23 protein-coding genes are annotated in these 26,474 nt (G+C 65.9%); 5 read left to right on the forward strand and 18 right to left on the reverse strand.

The window, feature by feature from the left end; translation table 11 throughout:
• Positions 1-123: 123 nt before the first annotated feature.
• Positions 124-1,719, forward strand: coding sequence for an asparagine synthase-related protein (locus tag M8312_RS04025; RefSeq protein WP_502957447.1), 1,596 nt, complete (start codon positions 124-126; stop codon positions 1,717-1,719).
• On the opposite strand, the gene M8312_RS04030 is transcribed toward M8312_RS04025, so the two are convergent.
• A complete protein-coding gene (locus M8312_RS04030) occupies positions 1,697-2,617 on the reverse strand; it encodes a hypothetical protein (protein ID WP_250119097.1) in 921 nt (306 codons plus the stop codon). The two genes, M8312_RS04025 and M8312_RS04030, sit on opposite strands and share 23 nt — an antisense overlap.
• 68 nt (positions 2,618-2,685) lie before the next feature.
• Here M8312_RS04030 and M8312_RS04035 point away from each other — a divergent pair, with 68 nt between their 5' ends.
• Positions 2,686-3,747, forward strand: a complete 1,062-nt coding sequence (locus tag M8312_RS04035; RefSeq protein ID WP_250119098.1) for a nucleotidyltransferase domain-containing protein — start codon at positions 2,686-2,688, stop codon at positions 3,745-3,747.
• Here the strand turns inward: M8312_RS04035 and M8312_RS04040 are convergent.
• The 7 genes from M8312_RS04040 to M8312_RS04070 all read right to left on the reverse strand — a co-directional run bounded on the left by M8312_RS04040 (position 3,734) and on the right by M8312_RS04070 (position 12,243).
• On the reverse strand, positions 3,734-5,086 hold the full coding sequence (locus M8312_RS04040; protein WP_250119099.1) for an O-antigen ligase family protein: 1,353 nt from the start codon (positions 5,084-5,086) through the stop codon (positions 3,734-3,736). The genes M8312_RS04035 and M8312_RS04040 overlap by 14 nt on opposite strands.
• On the reverse strand, positions 5,083-6,243 hold the full coding sequence (locus tag M8312_RS04045; protein WP_250119100.1) for a tetratricopeptide repeat protein: 1,161 nt from the start codon (positions 6,241-6,243) through the stop codon (positions 5,083-5,085). The genes M8312_RS04040 and M8312_RS04045 overlap by 4 nt, the downstream gene beginning before the upstream one ends.
• A complete protein-coding gene (locus M8312_RS04050) occupies positions 6,240-8,465 on the reverse strand; it encodes a GumC family protein (protein WP_250119101.1) in 2,226 nt (741 codons plus the stop codon). The genes M8312_RS04045 and M8312_RS04050 overlap by 4 nt, the downstream gene beginning before the upstream one ends.
• 37 nt (positions 8,466-8,502) lie before the next feature.
• The gene (locus M8312_RS04055) at positions 8,503-9,180 is read right to left on the reverse strand and encodes a polysaccharide biosynthesis/export family protein (RefSeq protein ID WP_250119102.1); all 678 of its coding nucleotides are present in this window, start codon (positions 9,178-9,180) and stop codon (positions 8,503-8,505) included.
• 125 nt (positions 9,181-9,305) lie between these two features.
• Positions 9,306-10,334, reverse strand: a complete 1,029-nt coding sequence (locus tag M8312_RS04060; RefSeq protein WP_250119103.1) for an SDR family oxidoreductase — start codon at positions 10,332-10,334, stop codon at positions 9,306-9,308.
• Positions 10,331-11,095, reverse strand: a complete 765-nt coding sequence (locus M8312_RS04065; RefSeq protein ID WP_250119104.1) for a metallophosphoesterase — start codon at positions 11,093-11,095, stop codon at positions 10,331-10,333. The genes M8312_RS04060 and M8312_RS04065 overlap by 4 nt, the downstream gene beginning before the upstream one ends.
• A 5-nt stretch (positions 11,096-11,100) precedes the next feature.
• Entirely contained in the window at positions 11,101-12,243 is a 1,143-nt protein-coding gene (locus tag M8312_RS04070; RefSeq protein WP_250119105.1) for a glycosyltransferase family 4 protein, read from the reverse strand.
• 191 nt (positions 12,244-12,434) lie between these two features.
• Here M8312_RS04070 and M8312_RS04075 point away from each other — a divergent pair, with 191 nt between their 5' ends.
• From M8312_RS04075 to M8312_RS04085, 3 genes are all read left to right on the forward strand, one after another.
• Entirely contained in the window at positions 12,435-12,863 is a 429-nt protein-coding gene (locus tag M8312_RS04075; protein ID WP_250119106.1) for a hypothetical protein, read from the forward strand.
• Positions 12,864-12,951: 88 nt separating this feature from the next.
• Complete coding sequence (locus M8312_RS04080) at positions 12,952-13,224, forward strand: hypothetical protein (RefSeq protein WP_250119107.1); 273 nt, start codon at positions 12,952-12,954, stop codon at positions 13,222-13,224.
• Between the two features lie 34 nt (positions 13,225-13,258).
• The gene (locus M8312_RS04085) at positions 13,259-14,977 is read left to right on the forward strand and encodes an ABC transporter ATP-binding protein (RefSeq protein WP_250119108.1); all 1,719 of its coding nucleotides are present in this window, start codon (positions 13,259-13,261) and stop codon (positions 14,975-14,977) included.
• On the opposite strand, the gene asnB is transcribed toward M8312_RS04085, so the two are convergent.
• The 10 genes from asnB to thiD form a co-directional block, all read right to left on the reverse strand.
• Positions 14,974-16,932 (reverse strand): asparagine synthase (glutamine-hydrolyzing), encoded by a 1,959-nt coding sequence (gene asnB / locus M8312_RS04090; protein ID WP_250119109.1) that lies wholly within the window; start codon positions 16,930-16,932, stop codon positions 14,974-14,976. The genes M8312_RS04085 and asnB overlap by 4 nt on opposite strands.
• A 63-nt stretch (positions 16,933-16,995) precedes the next feature.
• The gene (locus M8312_RS04095; RefSeq protein ID WP_250119110.1) at positions 16,996-18,126 is read right to left on the reverse strand and encodes a lysozyme inhibitor LprI family protein; all 1,131 of its coding nucleotides are present in this window, start codon (positions 18,124-18,126) and stop codon (positions 16,996-16,998) included.
• Positions 18,127-18,166: 40 nt separating this feature from the next.
• Complete coding sequence (locus M8312_RS04100) at positions 18,167-18,646, reverse strand: glutathione peroxidase (protein WP_250119111.1); 480 nt, start codon at positions 18,644-18,646, stop codon at positions 18,167-18,169.
• Positions 18,643-19,317 (reverse strand): ABC transporter ATP-binding protein, encoded by a 675-nt coding sequence (locus tag M8312_RS04105; RefSeq protein ID WP_250119112.1) that lies wholly within the window; start codon positions 19,315-19,317, stop codon positions 18,643-18,645. The genes M8312_RS04100 and M8312_RS04105 overlap by 4 nt, the downstream gene beginning before the upstream one ends.
• Positions 19,310-20,560, reverse strand: coding sequence for a lipoprotein-releasing ABC transporter permease subunit (locus M8312_RS04110; protein WP_250119113.1), 1,251 nt, complete (start codon positions 20,558-20,560; stop codon positions 19,310-19,312). The genes M8312_RS04105 and M8312_RS04110 overlap by 8 nt, the downstream gene beginning before the upstream one ends.
• Positions 20,557-21,879: a proline--tRNA ligase gene (proS, locus tag M8312_RS04115; RefSeq protein ID WP_250119114.1), complete on the reverse strand. Its 1,323-nt coding sequence runs from the start codon at positions 21,877-21,879 to the stop codon at positions 20,557-20,559. Before proS ends, M8312_RS04110 begins: the two co-directional genes overlap by 4 nt.
• 298 nt (positions 21,880-22,177) lie before the next feature.
• Entirely contained in the window at positions 22,178-23,245 is a 1,068-nt protein-coding gene (folP, locus tag M8312_RS04120; protein WP_250119115.1) for a dihydropteroate synthase, read from the reverse strand.
• Positions 23,246-23,255: 10 nt separating this feature from the next.
• Positions 23,256-24,380 carry a site-specific DNA-methyltransferase gene (locus M8312_RS04125; RefSeq protein ID WP_250119116.1) on the reverse strand — a complete coding sequence of 375 codons (1,125 nt, stop codon included), beginning with the start codon at positions 24,378-24,380 and terminating at the stop codon, positions 23,256-23,258.
• A 192-nt stretch (positions 24,381-24,572) separates the two neighbouring features.
• Positions 24,573-25,163, reverse strand: coding sequence for a ribonuclease HII (gene rnhB, locus M8312_RS04130; RefSeq protein ID WP_250119117.1), 591 nt, complete (start codon positions 25,161-25,163; stop codon positions 24,573-24,575).
• Between the two features lie 44 nt (positions 25,164-25,207).
• Complete coding sequence (gene thiD, locus M8312_RS04135) at positions 25,208-26,464, reverse strand: bifunctional hydroxymethylpyrimidine kinase/phosphomethylpyrimidine kinase (protein ID WP_250119118.1); 1,257 nt, start codon at positions 26,462-26,464, stop codon at positions 25,208-25,210.
• Positions 26,465-26,474 lie beyond the last annotated feature (10 nt).

Here is a 26,474-nt window from a genome sequence, read left to right on the forward strand (position 1 = left end):
CCAGCGTTCGTAAGCACGAATCGATCAGCGTTTCCGGGCGCCGTCGACTGGCATGATCGCTCCGGCGACGCCGCGGTCGTTCCCCGGGTTAGTGTTGACGGCCACCTTTACCGCCTAACCGAACTGGCGCGCCGTATTGGTGCGCCCTCTTCCATCGATCTTCCCACCTTGCTTGGCGAAGCATTTCGCCAACTCGGCCCGAAGCTGTTCAATCAGCTTGAGGGCAGTTTCGCGCTTGCGATCTACGAGCCCGCCAAGCGGCGCCTGACGCTCGTGCGCGACGCGACCGGGCAGCGGCCACTTGTCTTTGCCCGAACGCCTGACGGTGCACGGTTCGGGTCCATCCCCAGCGACCTTCAACTGGCGCTCCAGGTCGATCTCGACGACTTGGGAGCCTTTCTGGCTGGCAGTGCCGCTCGGTCGACTACGACCCCGCTATGCGGCGTCGAGCAGGTTCGGCCCGGTGAGATGGTGGTGCTCACCCCGGGAGCTTGTGAGCGGCGCTACTGGTGGCAGCCGGAGGTGGGTCCATCAGCGCACGACCGTTCGCGCGACTATGCCGGGGAGTATCGCAGCCACCTGACGCGAGCCGTCGAACCCTGGCTCGGCCAGGGGCTCACTGCCTGCCAGCTCAGCGGTGGATGGGACAGCGGCGCGGTCACGGGTGCCGCGGTCAGCCTGCGCGGAACCGCGAACGTCCGCGCCTACACGGCGGTGCCCGCAGCACCCATTCAGGGTAAAGCGATGCGGCACACCAATGTCGATGAGACAGGTCTGGCAAGCGCTTCCGCCTCGGCGCTCGGGGTGACGCACCAGCTGATCAACGCTCGCGCCGAGCCTTTTGCTCTGGCACGGTGGTTCCACGAGGTCGCGCAATCGCCCTTGGTTTCTCCCTTTCCGCTGACGTGGTGGAATGCGATCCGAGACCAGGCGCGCGCCGACGGGGCCACTGCAGTCCTCACCGGCGAGATGGGTAATCTATCCCTGAATGCCGGCGGGCTGTCCGCGCTCGCAGTTCTGATCGCCCAGCGGAGACTGGCGAGTGCATGGCGCGAGGCCCGTCTGCTTGCCAGAGCGGGAACGATTCGCTGGCGAGGGGCGGCAGCTGCCGTGCTGAGCGGACACGTGCCAGACACTCTCTTGCAGTGGTTCGGCGAGCGCCTCGCCGGTGGTCCGCCCGCGAGGCCCGAGACGTTTCTGCTTGAGCGCGGAACTGGTGACAGGCGAGCCGAGACGCTCCCCGCGGATGCCTACGAGGCCCGGCTCGCCATGATCAGGGAGACCGAATCGGGCGTCCATCGGGTCCTCAGCGAGCGCCATTGGGATCTGATCGAAGCGGACCCGACGGCTGATCGGGCGCTGATCGAATGGAGTCTAACCTTGCCGCCGGAGGCTTTCCTGAAGAATGGCGAACTACGTCCAATGGCGCGGCGCGCATTGCAGGGCTGGCTTCCCGACCCGGTGCTGAATTCCCATCTGCGCGGTCTTCAGAGCGCGGATTGGTACCAGATGACGTCGGCCGCAGAATGCCGCCATGTCCTGGCCGAGATCCGCGAGCATCAACCCGTTCGTGAATTCCTCGACATTGCGGCGCTGGACCGGGCAATATCGGAATGGCCCTCGAGTGACTGGAACAGCGCGGCCCACTACGCCCGTTTTCGCGTGGGCGTGGTCGGCGCCCTCTGCACAGGACTGTTCATCGCTCGGTTTGCGGCGTGATGCTCGCCAACAGCTTTCTGATGTGCTGCTCGAATGCTGCGGTGTCCCAAGGGCGGCTCCACCGACGAACCCGGATCTGCGTTGCGAGACGGACGCAGGCGCGCCACGCTTCCTCATGTTCGCGGCCGGCGAGATACTCGCCGCGGTAGATGTTGCCAAAAAGGACGGAGAGCGCATCGGCCGGCGTGAGTTGTTCAACGCCGTGCTCCTGCGCACGCTCAAGCTGAAACACCCCACCGAGGGGGACGGGTCCTGATGGGATGACGCCGGCGCGCGCCGGGACATCATATTTGTCCCAGTCGTCGCTGTCCTCTTCGTAGGAGCGGCTGAAATGGTCGAGGTTACGCCCGCTCCGCTCGATCGCGTCACGCCACAGCCGAAGGCGCGGTAGCCCGGGCCAGGCCACCGCCGCGCCGTCCTGACCAAAGCCGATGACACAGACGTCATCGCTAAGCAGCGGGAAGCCGTTGTCCTGAAACCATGCCGCCAAGGTGGACTTGCCCGACCCAGATGGCCCTGTGAACGCGTAGGCAAGACCATCGATGACGACGGCATTCGCGTGCAACGGAAGCAGGCCGCGCTGGTGAAGCAGCATGCCCATGGCGGAGCCGAGGAGGTAAAGGCGGATATTGCGCTCTGGGACGCCGGGCTGCGCCTCGACCAGCAGTTCGCAACCTCGGCTGGCCAGGTAACGCCCCACCCGTTCGATCGCCAGAAGCCCTCCGCCTTCAACGCGGTGGAAACCGGGCGCCTGAGGCCATTCCCCCGGCAGGGTTGCCGTGCGAATGATGATATCGGGCGCCGTGCCGGCGTGCTCCGCTTGCAGTTCGATCAGTTCGAGGTCGCTTTGCACATGGAGCCCGAACAGCCGGTAGGAGAAGACACGCGGGTGCGTCACGCAAGGCCTCCTGCCGGATGGCCGGTCGTGCTAGCCGCAAGTGATATGCTTCTGCGCCGTCCCTGCCCGTGCCGCTGACCGCATCGCCCGTGCTGCGCTGGCTTGCGGCCGCCTGCCGCCAGGACGGCGCCCCGCTCTCTCCGACCCCCATTCCTTGGTCCGAGATCATCTCTCTCGCCCGGCGCCACCGGGTGCAGAGCCTGCTCTACGCCGGAGTGACAAGGCGCGCTCAGGAAATCCCGCCGGAAGTCGCGAGCCAGCTTCGTGCGGAGGCGCATCGGGTTGCCGCCGAGAATCTGCAGGCCGCAGCCGAATGCCGCCGCATCCGTGACGCGTTCGACAGTGCCGATCTGCCGCTGCTGTTCGTGAAGGGACTGACACTCTCGCAACTCGCCTACGGTGCAAGCACGCTCAAGCTCAGCCGCGACATCGACTTGTTGGTTCTGCCAGAGCAGGTCGGACGCGCCGGAGAAGTGCTTGCGCTGCTGGGTTACCAGGCTCAGGTCAGCGCCGATTCTCGACGTCTGGCGCGATGGCATCGCTGGTCGAAGGAATCCGGGTGGATCGCCCCTTCCGGCCTGCTCGTCGAGTTGCATAGCCGGCTGACGGACCACCCGGGCATCCTTCCAGACCTGCGGGCGAACTCGGCCTCGCAACTGGTGGAGGTCATATCTGGGCTTGCGCTGCCGACACTCAGACGCGACGCCCTCTTGGCTTATCTGGCCGTTCACGGCGCTTCGAGCGCCTGGTTCCGGCTGAAGTGGCTCGCCGACCTCCAGGCCTTGTTGGGCGAAGCCGACGCCACTGGCCTGGATGAGGTGCATGAAGCCATGCGCCGGCTGGGTGCGGGTCGGGCGGCGAGCCAGGCCATGCTGCTGCTTCATTGGGTGTACGGCATGCCGCTGAGCGATCGCTTGGTCACGGTCCTGGCTGCCGATCGCCGAGCGCGCTGGCTCGCCTCCGAAGCACTGCGCCAACTCGAAGCCCCGGTTGAGCCGACCGCTCGCCGCCGGGGAACGGTAGGCATTCACGCCAGCCAGCTGCTGATCGGCGAGCATTGGACCTTTCCGTTGTCCGAAGGAAAACGCCGCCTCGGAGAAATATTGTTCCGCCACTTCACCGCAGGCTGACGTGCCGGGCTGCGCGGCGCTCGGTCGTCCCGCCCTCTGATTTCCGCCATTCGCGAGGTTCGGCCATGAGCGCGACGGCAGTGGCCAGAACGCTTGCCACCGCCATGGTGCGCGCCGGGAAGTCGACCAGCGAATGCGCGAGGATCGCGGCGGAGGCGATCGTTCCCGCCCGCTCGTACACGGTGCTCGCAGGCGAGCGCCAGATGGCACCCAATCGCCTGAACCACCACCAGAAGAAGGCTGCCAGGATCAGCAGGCCGGCGAGACCGCCCTCCATGGCAATTTCCAGATATTCCTCGTGGGCGTGGTTGACCATCGCGCCAAAGAAGACGCCAGGATCCTCGTAGAGCGCGTAGACGCGCGGGAACGAGCCAAGGCCGGACCCGACGGGGAACAACTGCCAGGCGATTTCGGCGGTTTTCCCGTAGAGGTGCCTGCGGATATCGGTCGACAGAGCATTATTGGGATCGTTGATGGCGGGAAGCTGAGAATAAGCGAGCACTGCTATCAGTGCGCATCCGACGGCGAGCAGTCCCACGGCGATCCAGCGGCGGCCGTTGTCCTTGAACAGCAGCAGTGAACTCGCAAGCGCGATCGGCACCGTGAGCATCAGTGCGGCCATGGATTTGCTGATCACGAGACCCATGACCAACACCAGGAGCGGACCTAACGCCAAGCCGAGGCTACCCACCCGTTTGCGGTGCGAGCGACGCTCCTGCATGCCCTGGGCAGTGAGTGCCGCCAGGAAGGGGATGGCGGCCAGGAGCAGCGTTCCCAGATAATTGCCATTCGCAAAGAAGCCCGAGGCCGAACCCACTGTTGAAAAGGGGAAAAGATAGTAGCGTCCAGTGCTGATCTGGAGTGCGCCAAGAAGGATGTTCAGCACGGCGCCGGCGCCGATCGCCAGTGCCAGCCACCCCGCCCGGTATGCGCCCAGGCGAAGAATGGCGGCAAGGAGCGCAAGCGGCGGGATGAGCGCCAACGCCGCCGCGAGACTGTCGTAAGGAGCCAGGGAGATGGGTAGCCAGGGCAGCGGCTCACCAAGCAGGCAGAGGTTGACCACGGCCGCCTCGCGCCCCGGCAGCGCCGTCCAGAAGGCGGGCGGCAACGGGACTAGCTGAAGCAGGATGAGCAGCACGACAGCTGCCATGATCCAGCCGATCTGACGGGCCGACGTTCCAAGTGCTTGTTTCGGGTCGGCCCAGAAAGCGCTGCCGAGCAAGGCCACTCCGATGAGTTGAAGCACCAGTGGGCCCCACACGCCCTGCCCGCTTCCACCCAGAATCAAGCAGGCAAGAAGATAGGTGGGAGCAATCCCCTGGCGCAGGGTGGCTGTCACTCCGCTCTCCCCCGCGTCAGCACCAGCGGGCCGAGGTTGACGTCAACCGTCATGGGATAGTCGCCCATCGTCCCGCGCAACTCCAGTCGCTGTGCCGCGCAACCTGCCGCCGGAATCACGAAATCGAAGCGGTTCTGCGTCAGTGCGGCCTCCTGTCGGGTTGAGCCCGGAAGGCAGGTCAGCGCCCAGAACAGTCCGGTGGGCTCGCCGCGGAGCGAGTGACTCAATCGGTAGTGGCCAGCGGGCAGCAAAAGGATCTGATCGGCAAGGACGGTATCGTCGCGGCCGAAGTAGAGCAGGTGAAGCCCACCGCCTGCCTGGGGTTCAGCGGTCCCTGCCGGACTGCTCGAAAGCCGCCAGTTGAAGGGCGGTGGCGCCCCCCCGACAAGGAAGCGCGGGTTGTAGATCGCGGCACGCGGCGACGATGCGACGTTCCCGAATTGCTGCCATAACGCATAAGCGCGGGCGTAATCTCGATGGTCGACGAGGCTGCTGAGGAGGCGCTGGCGCCATTCGACGTCGGCGTCACCACCCTGGTGTGGGGCAAGCTGCAGGATCGACGGCAGGTTGGCCGGATTATCCGCCATGAGCGACAGCACCTGGCCCCTTACGACGGGGCGGCGATCGAGCACGGGCTTGAGCCGGATCGCGGCACCGGGTTGCGCGGCATATTGCGCCAAGGCAGGCACGAGCGGTGCAGCGTCACCATTCAATCGCTCAAACAGGAAGCCGACCTCCGCCAGCCCGGCTTCCGCCCGATTCTGACGAAAGTAGAGCTGCGCAAGGAGGAACCGTGGTGCCGGGGCCAGCGGGTCCAGCCGGCTTGCCTCCTTCAGCAAGCGGTCCGCCTTCGGCAGATCACCGGCGGCAAAGGCCCTCGTCCCCTCCACCAGTAAAGGACCGGGATTGAGCGGATCACGGCGCGCGACTGCCCGCAACTCGGCCGTGACCATGGCAGATGGAGCACGTCCCGCCGCTACCGTTTCGCCAATGGCCTGCATTCCGGCGCTCAGCCGGACGGCGGGGTGCTTCGGCCAGATCGACGCGGCGAGCTCCGGGCGCGTCTGCGCAAAGCCCAGCACCGCTGCCACCCTGATGGCGAGGCCGGCGAGCAGCAGCCCGGCGATGATCACCAGCGCGCGGCGAAGAACGGTCAAACCGCGTCCGCGTCGGCCGCCTGGTGGGTGATCAGCACGACCTTGTCGGGTCGATCATCGTCGATCTGCCCGTAACGATAGGAGTAATAGCCGTACCCGCCATCCCGCTCGACTGACTTGGTCAGCACGGCACCCAAGACACGCGCGCCAGATGCTTCAACCCGGTTGAGCGACTCAACCGCCGCCCGCGTACGGGTACGTCCGCTCTCAACAACGAACAGCGTTCCGGCGACCGCTGCCGCGAGCAACGGAGCGTCGGCAAGCCCGAGCACCGGTGGGCCGTCCACCACCACGAGATCGAAGCGGTGACAGGCGTCGTCGAGGATGTTGGCGAACCGCCGCGTCGACAGCAGGTCCGCCGGGTTCGGAGGCAACGGCCCGCAGGGAAGCAGCCAAAGATTTTCGAACTGCGTCGTGACGACCTTGCCCTCGACGTCCTCGTGATTGGTCAGCAGGCCGACCAGTCCCTGTTCATTGCCTCCGGTCTTGAAGGATGGCTTGCGCAGGTCAGCGTCGATCAACAGCACATTGCGCCCTTGGCGGGCAAAACTCTGCGCGACCGCGAGCGCGGTCGACGACTTGCCTTCGCTTTCCTGAGTGGAGGTAATCAGAACGCTTCGGGGCACCCCGTCTTCGGTCGTGAAGCGAAGTCCGGCCGCGACCGCCGAATAGGCCTCGGCGACGGCGGACGAGGGATCGCGAATGTCGTCCACGAGCGTTCCACTCTTCGCGAGCCGCTTCGGAATGGCGCCAAGGCAGGCGATCTGAAGCTTGTTGCGGACGTCCTCGCGGGTCTTGATCGTGTCGCTCAGGAACTCGAAGCCAAGCGCCGATCCGACACCCGCCAGCAGCCCCAATCCCAGCCCGACCAGCAGGTTCAGCGGCAGGCTGGGCTTGAACGGGGCGCCGGGCGGAAGTGCGCGATCGACGATGGAGATGGGCGCCGCGCCGACGCCGCCGGCCACGCCGATCTCCTTGTAGCGCTGCAACAGGGCGTCATAGAGCGCACGGTTGGTATCCACCTCCCGTTGCAGGATATTGTACTGAACGCTGCGGCCACGCAGGTCGAGCACCGAGCCCTTGAGCGCGTTGACCCTGCCTTGCAGCGAGGCCTCGGCGGCCGCCGCGCCCCGATATTCCTGCGCCAGGCTGTTGCTCCGCCCACCGCTGACTTGCGCGGTCTCCCGGGCGATCTGCTTGTCGAGCTCATCGATCCGCGACCGCAGGCTGACCATGTCGGGATGGTCTGGCTTCAGGAGCGTACGCTTTTCCTGATATTCGGCCTCGAGACCTGCCTTGGTCTGCCGCAGTGCCGAGGTGCTTTCGTTGACCTCGTTGGTCGGACCGGATGCTTGCGCGGCACGATAGGCGCCTTCCGCCGCGACACGGCGCGCCGTTGCCGCCGCCAGAGCGGTGTTGAGTGCCTGCAGCGATTCGCCCTGGAGCGAGCCCGCATCACTCTGCCCGCCGCCTTTGCCGTCGGCTGCTGCGCCCTGGAGGTTGATGATGCCCTCGCTCTGGGCATAGGACACCAGCTGACGTTCCGACCGCTCGAGATCGCCGCGCGTCTTGCCGATCTGCCGCTCAAGGAAACGGCGTGCGTAGTTGGACGACTCGTACTTGCGCTGCAGGTTGGAGTTGATGAAGCCGTCCGCGACCCCGTTCGCGATCTGCGCGGCCAACTGCGGGTTCGGGCTGGTGAAGCTGAAACGGATCAGCCGCCCCTCCTTGGGCGGGATGACGTCGAGCCCGCCGGCAACGATGCCGGCAGCCCTGTTGAGCCGCGCCGTGGCGTCACCCTGGCCGACGACCGATGGCGTGTTCACCAGGTTCAGCTCCTGGGCGACGCGCTCCGCAAGGCTGCGACTGCCGAGCAGTCCTACCTGCGTCTGAACGAAGTCGAACGTGCTGTCGTCGTTGCCGAACCGATTGCGCTGCTGCTCGTCGGACACGTCCACCGTGGGTGGATTGACCTCCAGAGTGACCCAGGCCCTGTAGAGCGGCGTGGTCAGCAGGGTCGCGACCACCCCAAGCGCAAGGCCCAGCGCGGCGGCACCGATGATAAGCCACCGCCACTCACGGATGATGCGAAGAATGGTTCGCGCATCCAGCTGCGGTGCATGATGCGGCCGGTTTGCCACGCCCAATGTCGCATTCGGTGCAACCAGCCTGTCGGACAGGGCCCGACCTTCGGCCGCGCTGAGGGTGAGATCGCGATTCACCTGTCGATGCTTCCTGGTGGCGTGTCTTGAGCCGGCATCAGAAGGGCCGGAAGATCGAGAGCAATGGGATGTTCGTCAGAATGGCTTTCTGGGCGGCCTTCAGGCGCGAGCCGTCGACGACCACGATATCACCGGGATAAATGGTCGGGTCCTGGGCAAGACCGCGCCGGATGTCAGTCAGATCGAAGGCAGCCGCCTGCCGCTTCCCGCCGATGGAACGGAAAATGGCTACCCGTCGGGGGTTGGCGTCCTCGGTGGTTCCACCAGCCTGGGCGATGGCCTGGATCAGCGTCACCGGGCCGACCACCGGGAAGGAGCCGCTGTTCTTGACGCCACCGTCGACGGTCACCGAGCGGCGGGTCGAGGATTTGACGCCCACGCTGATGTCCGGGTTCTCCAGATATCGAGCGCCATATTGCTGCTTCAGGCGGCGATCCAGCTCATCGGTGGTGAGCTCGGCCACCTGAACGTTGCCGATCAGCGGCATGGAAATGTTGCCCGTAAGATCGACCTGATAGTCGCCCGACAGGTCAGGCTGCTTGAAGACCTTGACCGCAAGGACGTCGAGCGGAGCAATCCGGTAATCCTGCTCGAGCGGCACGATTTTCGGTGCATCGGGTGCCGCGAGACTGACATTATAGGGGATCGGTCCTCCCCTGCTGTCGGCACATGCCGACAGGGCCGCGACAAGACCAAGGGTCAGACCCAGGGTCACTCTCACTGTCGCCAATGTCCTATCCTTCCTCTTACGCGCCGAAAGGCGGCCACCCATTCACGCTGCATAGCGGCAAAGCGGGCGTCTTCAATGCCTTGTGCGGTCCGCCCGCGCTTCCGGTGCCCCTATCGCGCGACATACCACCCAAGGGCTGCCTTGAGCCCGGCTTCGAGCCCGTGAGTGGCGCGGTAGCCGAGCAGCCGTTCAGCCTTGCTCACGTCGGCGAGCGAGTGACGCACGTCGCCGTGCCGGAAGGGACCATGGCGCGCCGGGCGGTCATAGCGGAAACCCAGCTCGCCCAGTCCGGCCGCGATCAGCCGATGAAGGTCGTTCAGAGACGTCCGCTCTCCGACCGCGACGTTGTACACCTCGCCTTGCGCATCATCCCCGGCCAAGGCACCGCGCAGGTTGGCCTGGACAGCATTGGCGACGAAACAGAAGTCGCGGCTGGTTTCGCCATCGCCGTTGATCACGATCTCCTCGCCGGCAAGCATCGCCGCAACCCACTTGGGAATGACGGCGGCGTAGGCCCCATCGGGGTCCTGGCGCGGGCCGAAGATGTTGAAATAGCGCAAACCCGTCGCCTTGTAGCCGTAGCTACGCATATAGACGCCGGCGTATATTTCGTTGGCGAGCTTCGTTGCCGCGTAGGGCGAGAGGGCATTGCCGGTCCGCTCCTCTCGCTTGGGAAGGTTCGGCTCGTCCCCATAGGTCGAGCTCGATGCCGCGTAGAGGAAGCGGGGCACGCCGGCCTGCCGGGCAGCTTCGATCATGTTCGCGAAGCCGGTGACATTGACGTCATGGCTGGTCAGCGGATCGGCAATCGAGCGCGGTACCGACCCGAGGGCGGCCTGGTGCAAGATGACATCCACCCCTTGGACCGCGTGGGCGCAGGCGTCGCGATCGCGAATGTCCGCCTCGAGCATGACAAAGCGGCTCGCCGCCTCGGCGCCTACCCCGCCAAGCAGTTCGTCGAGATTGTGGCTATGCCCCGTCGCGTAATTGTCGAGCCCGACGACGTCCTGGCCCAAGGCAAGCAGGGCTTCGACGAGATTGGAGCCGATGAAGCCCGCAGCTCCGGTCACCAGCCAACGCCGGCGACTGGCCAGGACCGACTGCTTCAGGTCATCGGCAAGCCAGTCCACGATGGTCATTGTCCGCTCCGCTGCTGCAGCCAATGACGTTGGGTGCCGTCCACCATCAGCGCCGTCAACACGCCCTGGCGATAACCGCCGGTGTCGATCCCGATCCGGTTGATACGCTCATCGGGCTCGTCAGTGATCGTGTGGCCATGGACCACCATCATGCCATGGTCGCGGGGATCGCTGAGAAATGGCTCACGAATCCAGCGCAAGTCGGCAGGCTGCTGACGCTCGAGCGGGATGCCGGGCCGGATTCCGGCATGGACGAACAGATAGTCACCGAAACGGAAAGTGTCGGCGAGCGACCGCAGATAGTCCTGGTGAGACTGCGGGATCAGCTGGCGAAGGCGCACGATCGCATCGTGTTCCGCCATTGACGAGAGGCGGACCGGGTCCTCGCCATAACTGCGCACACAGGCATCGCCACCGAAGTGGAGCCAGCGATCGAGCAACCCGGGTTCCGCTTCATCCAGCAAGCGAAGCAAGGCTTCTTCGTGATTGCCGCAGAGCGTCAGCGTCTGGAAGCCAGGATGCGGGCGGGCAAGAACCCGCTCCAGCACGCCGCGACTGTCTGGTCCGCGGTCGATCAGGTCGCCGAGCAGGACAAGTAGCGGCCGAGCCCCCTCGCCCCGGGCAATGTGATCGGCCGCGATCTGCGCCAGCAAGCCGTCGAACAGATCGAGACGCCCGTGGATGTCACCCACCGCATAGGCGCGGTAGCCGCTTGCGCCGCGCCATTGACGCGCTTCAGCCTTTCGCCAGCGACCCCACACTTGCCCTACTGCTCCCGATCCTCGCCACCCTCGAGCAGATGGCCGATTTCACGCAGGTAAGCAGCGATGACCCGATCTTCGCCGAACCGCTGCTCCACGGTGCGCCGCGCGCAGTCGCCCATTGTTTGCTGCTCCGCCGGCGTCAAGGCGAGATAATCTCGAACAGCCTTCGCCAGCCCCTCCGCCGACCGCACGGGAAAGAGCAGGCCGTTTACCCGGTCCTCAACCACGTCGCGGCAGCCTGGCACGTCGCTGGCAAGCAACGGTCGTCCGGACGCCGCCGCTTCAAGCAATGAGCGGGGCAGGCCCTCTCGGTAGGAAGGCAGGATGACCGCATGCGCCTGCGCCAGGGCCGGACGCACATCGTCGGCGACGCCCAGGTAATCCAGCAGGTCCTCTGCAAGCCACCCGTCGAGTTCGGCACGGGTGATGGCCGTGCGGTTCTGCGCCCCGAGGACGCCGAGCAACTGGAAGCGAACGGGCGTGCCCTCGTCCTTCAGCAGCCGCGCGGCCGCGGCCAATTCACGGACGCCCTTGTCGCCGAGCAGGCGGCCGACGAACAGCAGGCGCAGCGGACCATCAATCGGCGGAATGGGAACAGCCGGGAAGCGGGCGAGGTCCACTCCCGAGCCGGGAAGCAGGCGCACCTGATCCGGCCGAACCAGGCGCAAATCCACGAACAGCTCGGCGTCCTCGGCATTCTGGAAGAAGACCGCCGGGCAGCGCCCGAAGGCGGTGCGGTAGAGCAGGCAGAGAACGCGTTGGAGCATCCCACCCCGGATGAAGGCAGTGCCAAGGCCGCTGACGTTCGGAAAGGCGGGCACTCCCACCTGCCGTGCGGCCATCGCACCATAGATGTTGGGCTTGGCCGTCCAGCTGATCAGCGCGGCTGGCCGTTCACGCCGGAGCAGGCGGATGAAGCGGAGCAGGAGCAAGCCGTCCTGCAGCGGGTTCAGGCCATCGCTGCTGATCGGCAAGCTGGCTGCGCGGAAAGGCAGCGCATGGCCTTGATTGCCAGGCGGCGCGGCAAGCACCGGCTCGAAACCGGCCGCGGCCACTCCCCGCAACAGACCGCCGCGAAAGTTCTGTAGGTTCCACAGGCTGTTGGCACTCGCGAGCAGCCGCGGTGCGCTTCTCGAAGAGAGCATGACCCTCATCCTAGCCATCTGCGCCCACAGCGCCAGCCGCGGCTTCCGTGGTTACAAAGAAGTCACGGTAACGCATAATAAAGATACGGTTTGTAAGTCGCCGGAAACTCGATAGGGTTAAGACGTTACGGGGGTTCAATTCCGGCGCGGGGCTTGGTAAGAGCCGAAACGTTGTTGCAGGGAGCAAGTTTGTGGTGCGTCCGACCGTGAAGATCATTGCAGTTCTGGCCGCCGCGTCCTTCGCGGCATCGTCGCCGGCTGCTGCGGCCGTTCAGGCGCAGGGCACGCAAGCCGCGCTGATGAGCCCGTGGGTCGCACTCAGTGCCTTTGGCTCCACCACGTCCGGGGCCGCGCTCTGCGCGAACACTGCCGCCGCGGTCGCCGCTGGCCAAGCGGGCACTGTTGGTTGCGTGCTGCCGCAGGTGGACGCGCCGGTCGCCGCACCGGTCGGCGAAGCTGCTCCGGCCGCGCTTCCCGCTGCTCCCGTGGCCGGTGCTGGCGGGCTTGGCTTCTTCCCGATCCTGCTTGGCCTCGCTGCTGTCGCCGCGGGCGTTGCGCTGCTTGCCGGCAAGGGTAACGGAAACAGCAACATCAATCTGCCGCCGCTCTCCCCGAGCTGAGGTGAGCGCCGGCGTCGCCTGAACGGGCCGCGCCATCATTCTCTGGTATCAGGTCAAGCTGTTCGTCGAGCATGCGAGCGGCTTCAGCATGGATAGCCTGCACGTCCTTGTCGGAGTGCTGCTTCAGCTTGGGGCGGCATCGCTGCTTCGTCGTGGGTTGTCCGACTGGAGGCCTTGGCTCTTGGTGCTTTCACTCGAGTTGCTGAATGAGGCGAACGACCTCTGGGTCGAGCGCTGGCCCGATCCCGGCCAGCAATATGGCGAGGGGGTGAAGGACATCCTGCTGACCATGATCCTCCCGACACTCCTGCTGATCATCGCCCGGCGGCGCCCGGCGCTGCTATCATCACCACCGCGATGATTGTGGCCGGCCCGGGCCATCGGTAGGCTTGGCCGTGGCTACACCGCTCCGCACCATCTTGCGCCTGATCTCACCGGCTCGCCGGCGCGAGGCAGTGTTGCTCGTCGGGTTCATGATTGTCGGCGCATTTGCCGATCTGGTCACCATCGGCGCCTTGCTGCCGTTTCTGACACTTCTATCCGGCTCGGGTGCTGGCGGGCGGTGGTTCCTCGCCGCCCATCGCTTCAGCCTGGCCGAGGCGGCACTGTTGTTCGCGGGCGCAGCCCTCGTGGCGGGACTGCTTCGGCTGGCGCTCACCCGCTGGACCCTGCGATTTGCGGCGATGACGGGGCATGAATGCGCGGTCGAAATCCAACGCAGGCTGCTGCTTCAGTCCTACACCTTCCACCTGCAGCAGCATTCGAGCAGCCTGCTGTCTGCGCTGACCAAGGTCGAGGAATTGGTCTGGCGAGTGCTGCTGCCCTTGTTGCAGGGCCTCGCGGCGATATTCGTCTCCGGGGCTATCCTCGGCACCCTGCTGTGGGTCGAGCCGGCGATTGCGGCCGTCACCCTCGCGGGCTTCGGACTGCTTTACGGGGCCATTGCGCTGGCCGTGAGAGCGCGGCTGGATCAGGCCTCAACGGCATTCGATCGGCTGTATGACGAGCGGGTGCGCCTGGTGCAGGACAGCCATGGCGCCATCCGCGACATCATCCTTGACGGTTCGGCGCCGGTCGCCCTGGAGCAATTCCGGCGGACGGACCTCACCCTGACGGAGACGCAGGCACGTGCCGCCGCCATTGCCGCGGCTCCGCGCTTCCTGGTGGAGGCGATCGGGCTTTGCCTCGTTGCTCTTCTTGCCTGGTGGCTCAGCGGACGGCCGGGTGGACTGGTCGCGGCCTTGCCGCTGTTGGGTGCTCTCGCACTCGGCATGCAGCGCATGCTTCCGCTGCTCCAGCAACTGTATCAGAGCTGGGTCGCGCTCAAGACAAGCGACGCGATCGCCGTCGACGTGCTCCGCCTGCTCAGCCTGCAATTGACGCCCGAAGCATCGGACAGCGGCCCGCTTCTCGCCTTCACCAAGCAAGTGGACCTGAAAGAAGTCGAGTTTCGGTATCCGGCACGCGCGACGCCGGCCCTCGTCGGGATCAGCCTGGTGATCCGCAAAGGTGAGCGCATCGCCCTCACCGGGCGCACCGGCAGCGGCAAGAGCACTCTGGCCGACGTGCTGATGGGCCTGCTGGAGCCGAGCGGTGGGGAGTTGCGCGTTGACGGGGAGCCCATCGGACCGGGGCAGCGGCCGCGCTGGCGCCGGCTGATCGCGCATGTTCCGCAAGCCGTCTTCCTGACCGACGACAGCATCGCGGCCAACGTCGCCTTCGGAGCCGGGACAGCGGCGAGCGATCCCGAACGGCTCGCGCGGGCGCTTCAACTGGCGCAGCTGGACACGCTGGTCACCGAGCTTCCAGACGGTGCCGACACGCCGGTGGGAGAGCGTGGTGCACGCCTGTCCGGGGGTCAGCGCCAGCGCATCGGGCTCGCCCGCGCGATCTATCGCGACACGCCGATCCTGGTACTCGACGAGGCGACGAGCGCACTGGACGATGAGACCGAGGCAGCGATCGTCACCGCGCTCGACCGGCTGCAGGCCGAGGGCAAGACGATTATCATCATCGCGCATCGCAGGTCGGCACTTCGCGGTTGCGACCGCGTGGTGCAACTTGAGGGCGGGCGGATCGTGGACATAGACGAGGCAATACCGGCCGGCTCTTAAGCGGCGTCAAGCCAGGCCTGAAACATCAGGACGCTCCACAACGCCTGGGCGCCGTCGCGGCGTCCGGCCAGGTGATCCTGCCACCGCCGCTGGATGAGGGCGGTGTCGAGCCAGCCCTGTGCACTCATCCTTGCCGGATCGAGCAAGTCCTCCGCCCACTCCCGCAGGGGACCCTTCAGCCACTCGCCTACCGGCACGCCGAAGCCGGTCTTGGGCCTGTCGATAAGCGCTGGCGGCACGTGACGGTAGAGCAGCTTTCTGAGGAGATATTTGCCGCGCCCCTCCCGGACCTTGAGCGACGGCGGGATCCGCGCCGCCACTTCGGCCACGCGGTGGTCGAGGAAAGGCACGCGGGTCTCCAGGCTGACCGCCATGGACGCGCGATCCACCTTGGTGAGGATGTCGTCGGGCAGATAGGAAAGCGCATCGGCCGTCGTCAGGCGAATGACGTCAGGCCCGGCGAGTTCAGGGAAGGCCTGCGCCTGCCTGCGGGATGCCGAGAGCACGGGATTGCTCCCAGACCACTCATCGAGGAAATCATCATAAAGGTCGCCAAGCGACTGTGCCCTGCCCGCGACACGCAGCAACTTCTGGACCTTGGCGCCGACATGCGGCTGGCGCTGACCCGGGAGCAGCGCCGCGGCGCGTCGCCACAGCCCCGGTGGCAGCTGCCCGAGCAGTTCACCGGTCGCTGACCGAAGCGGTGCCGGGATGCGCGAGATTCTGCTCCACAGCGCGGGAGCCTGCACATGGCGATTGTAACCGGCGAACAGCTCATCGCCGCCATCGCCGGTCAAAGCGACCGTCACTTCCCCGCGAGCGAACCGGCTGACGAGAAAGGTCGGTATTTGCGAGCTGTCAGCGAACGGTTCGTCATAGATGGCCGGAAGCAGCGGAATGACGTCGCGGGCGTCCGCAGGAGTGACAATCTGCTCATGGTGGACGGTGCCAAGGTGCCGTGCAACGGCGCGGGCATCGTCCGCTTCGTTGTATCCGGCCTCCGTGAACCCGATCGAGAAGGTTCGAACCGGATGCCGGGAATGCTGCTGGTAAAGCGCCGTGATCGTGGAGCTATCGACCCCGCCTGACAGGAATGCGCCGACCGGAACGTCCGCGACCGCCTGGTCGGCGATCGCCAGACCAAGCGCGTCCTCGAGCTCCGCAAGGGCGGTAACTTCATCGGCGATGGGATGTATCAGGCCATCGGCCACCACCTGACGGTAATCCCAGTAGGTGCGCAGTTGCAGGCCGCCGCCGCCCTGTTCGATGCTCGGCGGTTCGGTCAGGGGTGAGCGAGCCGCCGAGCGGTCGAGCGTCAGGATAGACGCGGGTGGGAGCTTGAAGACGCCCCGAAAGATGGTGTGCGGGGCAGGAACGTTGCCGCGGCGAGCAAAGGCGTCGAGGCTCGATCGATCGATCTCACTGCGGAAATCCGGATGACGGCGGATCGCTTTCAGTTCGGAGGCGAAGACGAAGTCGCGCCCGCACCAGCCATAGTAGAGCGGCTTTTCTCCAAAGCGATCGCGGACAAGGTGGAGCCGGCGTTCCCGTGCGTCCCACAATGCGACGGCGAACATGCCGGCAGCGGTAGAGAGCGCCCGATCGAGGCCCCACGTGGCGATCGCCTGGAGGAGGGTCTCCGTATCGCTGTGACCACGCCATCCGCCCGGCGGCCCACCGCCCTCGCCCTCCAGAACACGCCGGAGGTCTCGATGATTGTAGATCTCCCCATTGTAGCAGAGCATCCAGCGACCATCGGCTGAAGCCATGGGCTGGGCGCCGTGCGCGGACAGGTCGACAATGGACAGGCGACGGTGGGAGAGCCCGATACCCGCCGCTGCGTCCGTCCAGATCCCGCCTGCGTCAGGACCGCGATGTTGAAGGCTGGCGCCCATCGCCTCGAGCAGGCGCTCACCAGGCTCACCGCTGCTGAAGATACCGGCGATGCCGCACATGTTGGTTCAGTTATCCCCGCCGCCCGCGCGCGGTCTGGCCAGTCCGGAGGCGCAGCGCAAGCGTCAGGAGCGCCAGCGCCCCGCCATGATATCGTCGATTTCGCGCATCCGGTCGCGATAGGCGCCGGCCATGCAGGCGTTATTGGGACACCGGTCGCGGTAACCGAGGAAGCGGTCGCGGGTCCGGTGAAGCAATGCGTTCTGCGCTGGAGAAGCTTCGCGGAGTGCCTCGACGTAGATACTCGTCATCCTGCGGTCGAGCAGCGCCAGCCCATCGTCGTTGCAGACCGCGATCTCGCCACGAGTCTTTGCATAGCGGCAATTGAACGCCGGGCTTGCACTGGCTCGTGGAGCGGTCGGGGCCGGCGGCGGAGTTTCGGCCCTCGGAACGGGCACAGGCCGAGGTGCCGGAGCGATCGGTTGCGACGGTGGCGGCGCGGCAGGCGCCGGTGCCGGTGCAGGCGCCGGAAGGCTGTCGGCCGGTAAGCCTGGCGCGGCCGCGTTGCCTTCCGTTGCAGTCGAAGCCTGACTTGCGCGGGCCAGCGTCGCGAGTGGGATCGTGATCGGATCGGCGCCAGCAAGCGTCACCACCTGGCCACTGCCATCCGCCGCATTCTGCAACGCATAGTCGAGTTCGGCTGAGAGACTGGTCCGGCCACCTGCGACCACCAGGCCGGGCGGCAGATCGATCGACGCGCGGCCCGAGCAGACGAGCGTTCCGACGTTCGCGTCCTGGCGTTTGAGCACGGGCGCTTCCATTCGCAGTGTGGCATAGGCCGCCAGCCGGTCGAACACCGCCCTGTCGCTGGCACGCGTCGCTGCTGCCTGGCGGAACAGCTCGGCCTTCACCTGGTCATAGATCTGCTTGTTCGCGCAACGCCTGGCCGGGTCGGCCGCCGAGGCGGCGCCGTTGCTCCGCTCCTTGTCGGTGCCAGCGGTACTGCTGCCGTCAAGGCGGTCCTGACCGGGTCCGCCGCGCGTCAGGTTCACTGCAAACAGCGCCATCAGCACCAGCGCGACTAGTCCGGCGAGTATGGCCCAGAGCGGCGGTCCACGCCTACGACCGACCGGCTCCTCCCGACTGTCATATCCACGCCGCTCGCGCGGGTCGAAGCCGCGCTCGCCGGGTGCATATGGGCCCCCTTGTTCACGCTCATAAGGATCGAAGGGCGGTTCGGGCGGACGGCTGGACATGGCCAGTGCAACGCCCAACTGCGGGAAAGGGTCGCAGCGGCTAAAGTAATGCCGCGATATCGGCCGCGATATCCTCGGGCTTGGTTTGCGGCGCGTAGCGCTTCACCACCTTGCCCGAGCGGTCGATGAGGAACTTCGTGAAGTTCCACTTGATTGCCTCGCTTCCAAGCAATCCGGGCGCTTCGTGCTCGAGGTAGCGGTAGAGCGGCGCCGCCCCGTCTCCGTTGACGTCGATCTTGGCAAACAGAGGGAAACTGACGTCATAGGTCAGGCTGCAGAAATTGGCGATTTCCTCGGCATCGCCGGGCTCCTGGGCTCCGAACTGATTGCAGGGAAAACCCAGAACCGAAAAACCTTGCGCGGCGTAGCGGTCCTGAAGCGCCTGCAAGCCGGCGTATTGGGGCGTGAAGCCGCACTTGGACGCGACATTGACGATTAGCAGCACCTTGCCCGCGAACGGCTGCAGACTGGTCTTGGAACCGTCCGGGGCTTGCACCGGAAGGGTGTAGAGCCGGCTCATGCAAGCAGGCCTTCGTGAAGGCGAACGACGCGGTCCATGCGGGCAGCGAGCCGCTCATTGTGGGTGGCAACGAGAGCAGCGCTCCCCTCCCCGCGAACCAGATTGACGAATTCGGCGAAAACCACGTCGGCGGTGGCCTCGTCGAGATTGCCGGTGGGCTCGTCGGCGAGGACCAGTGGCGGACGGTTCGCCAGGGCCCGCGCGACCGCCACACGCTGCTGCTCACCCCCCGACAGCTTGGCCGGGCGGTGATCGAGCCGCTTGCCGAGACGCAAGGTGGTCAGCAGCTCGTCGGCGCGGGCCTTCGCGGCGGCCGGCTCCGCTCCATGGATGAGCTGCGGCAAGACGACGTTCTCGACGGCGGTGAAATCAGGCAGAAGGTGATGGAACTGGTAGACGAAACCAAGCGCGTTCCGGCGAAGCTCGGTGCGACCGCCCTCGTCGAGTTCGCTTGCCTCCTTGCCGGCGATCCGGATCGAGCCCTCGAATCCGCCCTCGAGCAGACCCACCGCTTGCAGCAGCGTCGACTTGCCCGATCCGGACGGGCCGAGCAGCGCCACGATCTCGCCCGGCATGATCGCCAGATTGACGCCGCGAAGGACCTCGATGGTGACCTCGCCCTGCGTGAAGGAACGGCGAAGGTCGCGCGTCGCCAGGACCGGCTCACTCATAGCGAAGCACCTGGACGGGATCGGTACTGGCAGCCTTCCACGCGGGATAGAGGGTCGACAGGAAGCTCAGCAGCAGCGCCAGGACGATGATCGCACCAACTTCGAACGGGTCGGTCTTGCTCGGCAGCTCGGACAGGAAACGGACGGAGGGGTCCCACAGGTTCTGGCCGGTCACGAGCTGGATGACGTTGACGACCGACTGACGGAAGAAGAGAAACACCGCGCCGATCACGATGCCGAGCAGGATGCCGAGCGTACCGATGGTCGTGCCCACCGTCACGAATACCTTCATCATGCTTCGGCGGCTGGCTCCCATGGTGCGCAGGATCGCGATGTCACGGGTCTTGGCTCGGACCAGCATGATCAGCGAGGAGAGGATATTGAACACGGCGACCAGGATGATCAGGGACAGCACGACGAACATCGCCACGCGCTCGACCTCCAGGGCCTCGAACAGCGCGGCATTCAGGTTGCGCCAGTCGACCACCCGGCCCTTGTCACCCACGATCTGCTGCAGCGCGCCGATCTGCGGCTGGATCTTGTCGGGGTTGGTGACCATCACTTCGACCATGCCAACCTGGTCGCCAAGCATCAGCAGGTTCTGCGCATCCTCGATCGGCATGATGACATAGGCGTTGTCATAGTCGTAGACGCCCACTTCGAAGGTGGCCGCGACCGTGTAGCTGACGATGCGCGGGACGGTTCCGACCGGCGTGGCGCGTCCTTCAGGGCTGATCAGGCTGATCTCGCTGCCGGGATAGGCGCCGAGTTGTTCCGCGAGTCGGGTGCCGAGCGCGATCTTGCCGGAGCCGGGCTGGAGCAGCCGAAGATCGCCCGACTTCACGTTGTTCATCAGTGTTGGGTTGGCGAGCAGGTCCTGCCGCCGCATGCCCCGCACCAGCACGCCTTCGACCCGGCCGTTGGCGCTCGCCATCAGAGGCTGCTCCACCAACGGCAGCGCAGAGGTGACGCCAGGCACCTGGCGCGCCTGTGTAGCGATCCGCTGCCAGTCGGACAGGCGGCCTTCGTATCCTTGCACGATCGCATGGCCGTTCAACCCGACGATCTTGTCGAACAGTTCGGCCCGGAAGCCGTTCATGACGCTCATGACGATGATCAGCGCGGCGACGCCGAGAGCGACGGCGCCGAGGCTGATCGCGGCGACCAGGAAGATGAACCCCTCGCCCTTGCCCGGCAGGAGGTAACGCTTGGCGATGGTGCGTTCGTAACGGTTGAGGATCATGCGGTGAGATGCGCCAGCGCGCTCTCGAGGCTGATTTCCTGCTTCTCGCCCGTGCGCCGGTCCTTCAGTTCGACCGTTCCGGCGGCAAGTCCGCGCGGGCCCATGATGACCTGCTTGGGCAGGCCGATCAGGTCCATGGTCGCCAGCTTGGCCCCGCCCCTTTCGTCTCGGTCGTCGTACAGCGTCTCGACGCCTGCGGCAGTGAGCTTGTCGTAGAGGTCGCCGGCCGCGCCCTGGCTCACCGCATCGTCACCGCGCATGGTGACCAGGCCGACCTGCCACGGGGCGATGCTGTCGGGCCAGATGATCCCGTTATCGTCATGGCTCGCCTCGATGATCGCACCGACCAGTCGCGAGACACCAACGCCGTAGCTGCCCATGTGAGGCACGACCGTCTCGCCTTCCTTGCCGGTCACCTTGAGGTTCATCGCCTCGCTATACTTGGTGCCGAAGTAGAAGATGTGCCCGACTTCGATGCCGCGGCCCGTGCGCTGGCGATCGGCGGTCACCTCGGCCCACCGGCCTTCGTCGTGGGTCTCGTCTGTCGCGGCGTAAGTGGTGTTTACCCGGTCGAACAGGCCCTTCAGCCCTCCTTCGTCGGCGTAACTCAGGTCCGCCTGGCTCCAGTCGAACTCGTCATAGGCCGCGTCGTAGAAGACCTCACTCTCGCCGGTCGGGGCGAGAACGATGAACTCGTGGCTGAGATCGCCGCCGATCGGGCCGTTGGCGGCGCGCATCGGCACCGCCTGGATGCCCAGCCGCTGGAAGGTGCGCAGATAGGCCAGCATCTGGCGATAGTAGCTGAGGCGCGCGCCCGCTTCGTCGAGATCGAAGCTGTAGGCGTCCTTCATCAGGAACTCGCGCCCGCGCATCACCCCGAACCGGGGGCGGACCTCGTCCCGGAACTTCCACTGGATGTGATAAAGCGTGCGCGGCAGGTCGCGGTAGGAGCGGGTCTCATCGCGGAACAGCGCGGTGATCATCTCCTCGTTGGTCGGCCCGTAGAGTATCTCGCGATCATGCCGGTCGCGGATGCGAAGCATCTCGGGCCCATAAGCATCATACCGCCCGCTCTCGCGCCAGAGGTCGGCGGACTGAAGGGTCGGCATCAGCAACTCGATGGCGCCGGCGCGGTCCTGCTCCTCGCGGACGATCTGCTCGATCTTCTTGAGCACCCGGAAGCCGAGCGGCAGCCAGGCGTAGATCCCGGCGGCAGTCTGGCGAACGAGTCCGGCGCGCAGCATCAGCTTGTGGCTGACGATCTGGGCGTCCGAGGGGCTTTCCTTGAGGACGGGAAGGAATGCTTGAGAAAGGCGCATGGCGCGCTCCTAGAGACGCCAGCCTGAACAGGCAATGCGGCGGGCCGATGTGGCAGGCGCGCCACAAGCGTCTCGCAAATACGCCACTGACGCAAATTGCGTCGTGACAAGCAGACTGACTTGGATCAGCTTTGCCTCACCAAGCGGGCGATGTTGTTGAATGACGCATCGTCCGGGAGGCTGCCGGGACGGTCAGGGCCGTTCGGTGGGCAGGCAACACTCCAAAGGGGGCTGACGAGCAATCGTCACGCGGACGCCCGGGTCTCAGTCGAGATCCGGGCGTTTGCTTTTGTCCGGGTCAGCGGCGTGGCGTCAGTGCCTGGTCGTGAAGGCCCCGCCATATGCGCAGCGCCTGCACTGTTTCATAGACGTCGTGCACGCGGATGAGTTGGGCACCCTGCTCTGCCGCCTTCATGGCCAGCGCGATGCTGCCGCCAAGGCGACGATCCGCCGCCGCTTCATTGTGGAGCGCGCCGATGGTCCGCTTGCGGCTGGCGCCAACCAGCAAGGGACAACCGAGCCCGTGCAGGGCGGCAAGACCGTTCATCAGCTCAAGGTTATGTGCGACATTCTTCCCGAAGCCGATCCCGGGATCGATCAGGATATTCGATCTGGCGACACCAGCGGCTTCTGCGGCGATGATGCGGTCCTTCAGCCAGAGCCACACCTCGACCAGCGCACCGCGGGGGTAGGACGGGTTTTCCTGCATGGTCTCCGGCTTGCCCTGGTGGTGCATCAGCACGACGGGCGCCTGAGCCTTGGCGACTACCTCGGGCGCGCGATGATCCCAAGTGAGCGCCGAAACATCGTTGACGAGGCGAGCGCCGGCGGCGAGCGCGGCTTCCATCACGATTGCCTTTCGAGTGTCCACCGAGACGGCGACACCGCCGGCTGCAAGTGCCCGGACGACCGGCTCGATCCGTTCGATCTCGTCACCTTCCCACACCGGGCGGGCCCCGGGACGGGTGCTTTCGCCGCCAACATCAACGATGGCGGCGCCTTGCTCTGCCATGGTGAAGCCCGCCTGAGCCGCAGCCGCACCCTCGCCATGCTGACCTCCGTCAGAGAAGCTGTCGGGCGTCGTGTTGAGGATGCCGACGACCTGCGGCTGGTCGAGGCGAATGGTGCGCTCACCCAGCTGCAGCGGTGGGCGGGCAGCGGTCAAGGCGGCCCATTGCGCGGCAGTGTCGTCATCGAGCTGGCGTTCAACGTCGGAAACCGGGACGAGTTCGGCAGGGCCGCCGTCCACCGGAATGAGCTCGACCGCCGAGAACCAGAGCATGCCGCCCGCCAAGCGCGCGACCTTGCCATCGTGGCCGAAGGGCGCGTCGACGAATGCGGTGGGGCGAAGGATGGTGCGGGTCATGGGGCGCGGCTCACTCGAGCCCGGCCAAATGCTCCTGCCGAAGCGTGTCGAGGGGCACGAGCCGGCCCTGGCGCTCGATATGCCAGAAGGTCCAGCCGTTGCAGCTAGGCGCCTTGTTGAGCCCGGCTCCGACCTTGTGGATGGAGCCGGTGTGCGGCCCACAGGAAAGCGAGCCGTCAGCCCGCACCGCAGCCTTCCAGCGGCGCTTGGAGTCGCTCAGCACCGTACCGGGTTTGACCAGGCCGCTCTCGACCAGCAGGCCGAACGCGACCCGTGGTTGGCTGCGCTTGTCGGGGACAGTTTCCATCGCGCTCTCGTCGAGCGGCAACGTGGCGGCGATTCGTTCGCGCGCGACCGCCACATAACTGTCCTCGCGCTCGATCCCGATCCACTTACGGCCGAGCCGGCGAGCAACCGCACCAGTGGTGCCGGTGCCAAAGAACGGATCGAGCACCGTGTCGCCCGGCTTGGTGCAGGCGAGCATGACCCGGTAGAGTAGGCTTTCGGGCTTCTGGGTCGGGTGGGCCTTGTGTCCGTCGTCGTCCTTCAGCCGCTCCGAGCCCGAACAAATCGGCAGCAGCCAATCGGAACGCATCTGCAAGTCGTCGTTGAGCGCCTTCATCGCCCGGTAGTTGAAGGTGTACTTGGCGTTCGCGTCCTTGGCGCACCAGATCAGGGTCTCATGCGCGTTGGTGAAGCGGGTGCCACGGAAATTGGGCATCGGGTTCGCCTTGCGCCAGACGATGTCATTCAGAACCCAATAACCGAGGTCTTGGAGCGCGGTGCCGACTCGGAAGATGTTGTGATAGCTGCCGATCACCCACATTGACCCGTCGTCCTTGAGGACCCGGCGGGCCTCGGTCAGCCAGGCCCGGGTGAAGGCGTCGTAGGCGCCGAAGCTGGAAAACTGGTCCCAGGCATTGTCGACCGCGTCGACCCGCCCGCCCTCCGGCCGGAAGAGATCGCCGCCGAGCTGGAGATTGTAGGGTGGGTCGGCGAAGATCATGTCAACCGACTTGGCCGGGAGCTTCCTGAGCTCGTCGATGCAGTCCCCATGGATGAGTTGCCCGTCCTCGAAGACGGGCGCAGCAGGCGCGCGGGTCCGCGGTACGCGGATTGGCAGGACGAGATTCATGTGAGCTCCCCAGTTCGAACGCCATGCTGAGTCCAGCCGGACTCGCGGTCAACGAGGAAAGGGTTAACGGTGCCGCGGTCGCGGCGAGAACGGAACGAGTCCGCAACGATGCTCACACAAGATGTTGAGTCCGGCAGCCGCGGGAGGACTCAATAGGCTGTGGTGTGGCCGGGAGGACTCGTCGGCGCCGCTTTATTCAGCAGCCAGGGCGAACGGCATTTCGTGCAGCGCCACCGCCTCCCGCACCAAGGCGAAACTGCGGCGATGAAGCGGCGTCGGACCGAGGTCGCGCAAGGCGCGGCGGTGGTCGGGGGTGGGATAGCCGCGATTGGTCTCCCAACCGTAGCCGGGATGGGCCTGCGCATATTCAGCCATGATCCGATCGCGGGTCACCTTGGCCACGATGGACGCCGCCGCGATCGAGCGGCACTTGGCGTCTCCGGCCACGATCGGCACACTGGGACGGCTCCAGCGCGGGGAGCGGTTACCATCCACCATCACCATCGCCGGTTCGAAGCCCAGCGCCTCGACCGCTCGGATCATCGCCAGCATGCGGGCCCAATAGATGTTCAGCGAGTCGATCTCCTCGACCGTGCAGATGCCAACGCCGAAGCGTGCCTGGACCACAAGCTTGCCGTAAATCGCTTCCCGCGCTTCGAGGTCGAGCTTCTTGCTGTCGTCGATCCCGCGAGGGAAGCGCTCCCGATCGAGTACCACGGCAGCGGCGACTACCGGTCCGGCAAGCGGCGCGCAGCCGGCTTCATCCACACCGGCGAGCGGCATGGGGTGATCGCGTTCAAGTTTGAAACAGGGCCGAGCCACGGTCCCTAGGGTAGGACGGCGCGCTTGACCTCGAAAGAGTCGAATGCGGGCTCGGCGCTCGGCTCATCGCTTTTCTGCGGGGCGTCGGCTTCTTCCATCCGCCACGGTGGGTAGCGCCGATGTTCGCCGGCCTTGTAGAGGAAGACGATGTTGCCCGAGGGGTCGCGCAGCCGCGCCTCACGCCACATCCACGGCTGGTTGCGCGGGCCATGCTCGAACGGAAGTCCATTGCGGGCCAGCTGCTCGACGCGTGTGTCGAGGTCGTCGCATTCAAGGTAGATGGCCGTGGTCGGTCCCATCTCTTCCTCCGGGTCGATCTGGATCGAGAGTGTCCCACCTCCCCAGCTTTCGAACCGCGCGTAGCCATTCTCTGGACTGTCGACGATCTGCTTCAGCCCGATCCGGGCGTAGAAGGCCACCGACTTCGCATAATCCTTGCCCGTCAGCGTGACCTGATTGAGCCGCGGACCGCCACCCACGTCGAGGCGGACACGCTGATGCCCCATTGGGCCAGCACCCTGCCCCAGCCCGGGCGCTTCGTAGAGCGCCATACGGACGAATTCGCGAGCGGTGGCGATGGCGCCGGCAAGGTCCTTGCCCTCGGCGAGACCGACCGCAATCGCACTGGCCAGCGTGCAGCCGGTGCCATGGGTATGCGGGGTGTCGATCCGGCTGCCCTGCCAGCTCGTGATATTGTCTTCCTCGATCAGCGCGTCGGCAAGCGCATCGCCCTCATCGTGACCGCCCTTGATCATCACCGCGCAGCCGTGCGCGCCGACCAGCGCCAGCGCGGCTTCGACCGGATCGTCCTTGCCGGTCAGCCGCTGCAGTTCGGGCAGGTTCGGCGTGGAGATGGTCGCGATGTCCATCAAACGATTGAAGGCGGCAACGGTGCTGTCGTCGGCAAGCGCCGCGCCGCTGGTCGCCACCATTACCGGATCGAACACGATCGGGACCAGCGGCTCAAGCTGTTCAAGCCGGTCGGCAACGACGTGCGCGGTAAAGGCCGAGCCGATCATCCCGATCTTGATCGCGTCGACGCCGAGGTCATCGATCACCGCGTCAATCTGCGCCAACACGATCTCGGCCGGGACTGGGTGCACAGCAGTCACGCCAAGCGTGTTCTGCGCGGTGATCGCCGTGATCGCCGTCATGGCGTGGCCACCAAGCATGGTGACCGTCTTGATGTCGGCCTGAACGCCCGCGCCGCCCCCGCTATCGGAGCCCGCGATGATCAGGATGCGGGGGGTGGTGGTGCTCATGCTGCTCCCG

It is taken from the genome of Sphingomonas sp. KRR8 (genome assembly GCF_023559245.1).
Taxonomy (GTDB): Bacteria; Pseudomonadota; Alphaproteobacteria; order Sphingomonadales; family Sphingomonadaceae; genus Sphingomicrobium.

Excerpts from the sequence above, each read along its gene's own strand:
- M8312_RS04060 (WP_250119103.1), bottom strand. The coding sequence starts at position 10,334 with ATGACCATCGTGGACTGGCTTGCCGATGACCTGAAGCAGTCGGTCCTG.
- M8312_RS04070 (WP_250119105.1), bottom strand. The coding sequence starts at position 12,243 with ATGCTCTCTTCGAGAAGCGCACCGCGGCTGCTCGCGAGTGCCAACAGC.
- M8312_RS04080 (WP_250119107.1), top strand. The coding sequence starts at position 12,952 with ATGGATAGCCTGCACGTCCTTGTCGGAGTGCTGCTTCAGCTTGGGGCG.
- asnB (WP_250119109.1), bottom strand. The coding sequence starts at position 16,932 with ATGTGCGGCATCGCCGGTATCTTCAGCAGCGGTGAGCCTGGTGAGCGC.
- M8312_RS04095 (WP_250119110.1), bottom strand. The coding sequence starts at position 18,126 with ATGTCCAGCCGTCCGCCCGAACCGCCCTTCGATCCTTATGAGCGTGAA.
- M8312_RS04100 (WP_250119111.1), bottom strand. The coding sequence starts at position 18,646 with ATGAGCCGGCTCTACACCCTTCCGGTGCAAGCCCCGGACGGTTCCAAG.
- M8312_RS04105 (WP_250119112.1), bottom strand. The coding sequence starts at position 19,317 with ATGAGTGAGCCGGTCCTGGCGACGCGCGACCTTCGCCGTTCCTTCACG.
- M8312_RS04110 (WP_250119113.1), bottom strand. The coding sequence starts at position 20,560 with ATGATCCTCAACCGTTACGAACGCACCATCGCCAAGCGTTACCTCCTG.
- proS (WP_250119114.1), bottom strand. The coding sequence starts at position 21,879 with ATGCGCCTTTCTCAAGCATTCCTTCCCGTCCTCAAGGAAAGCCCCTCG.
- folP (WP_250119115.1), bottom strand. The coding sequence starts at position 23,245 with ATGACCCGCACCATCCTTCGCCCCACCGCATTCGTCGACGCGCCCTTC.
- M8312_RS04125 (WP_250119116.1), bottom strand. The coding sequence starts at position 24,380 with ATGAATCTCGTCCTGCCAATCCGCGTACCGCGGACCCGCGCGCCTGCT.
- rnhB (WP_250119117.1), bottom strand. The coding sequence starts at position 25,163 with ATGCCGCTCGCCGGTGTGGATGAAGCCGGCTGCGCGCCGCTTGCCGGA.
- thiD (WP_250119118.1), bottom strand. The coding sequence starts at position 26,464 with ATGAGCACCACCACCCCCCGCATCCTGATCATCGCGGGCTCCGATAGC.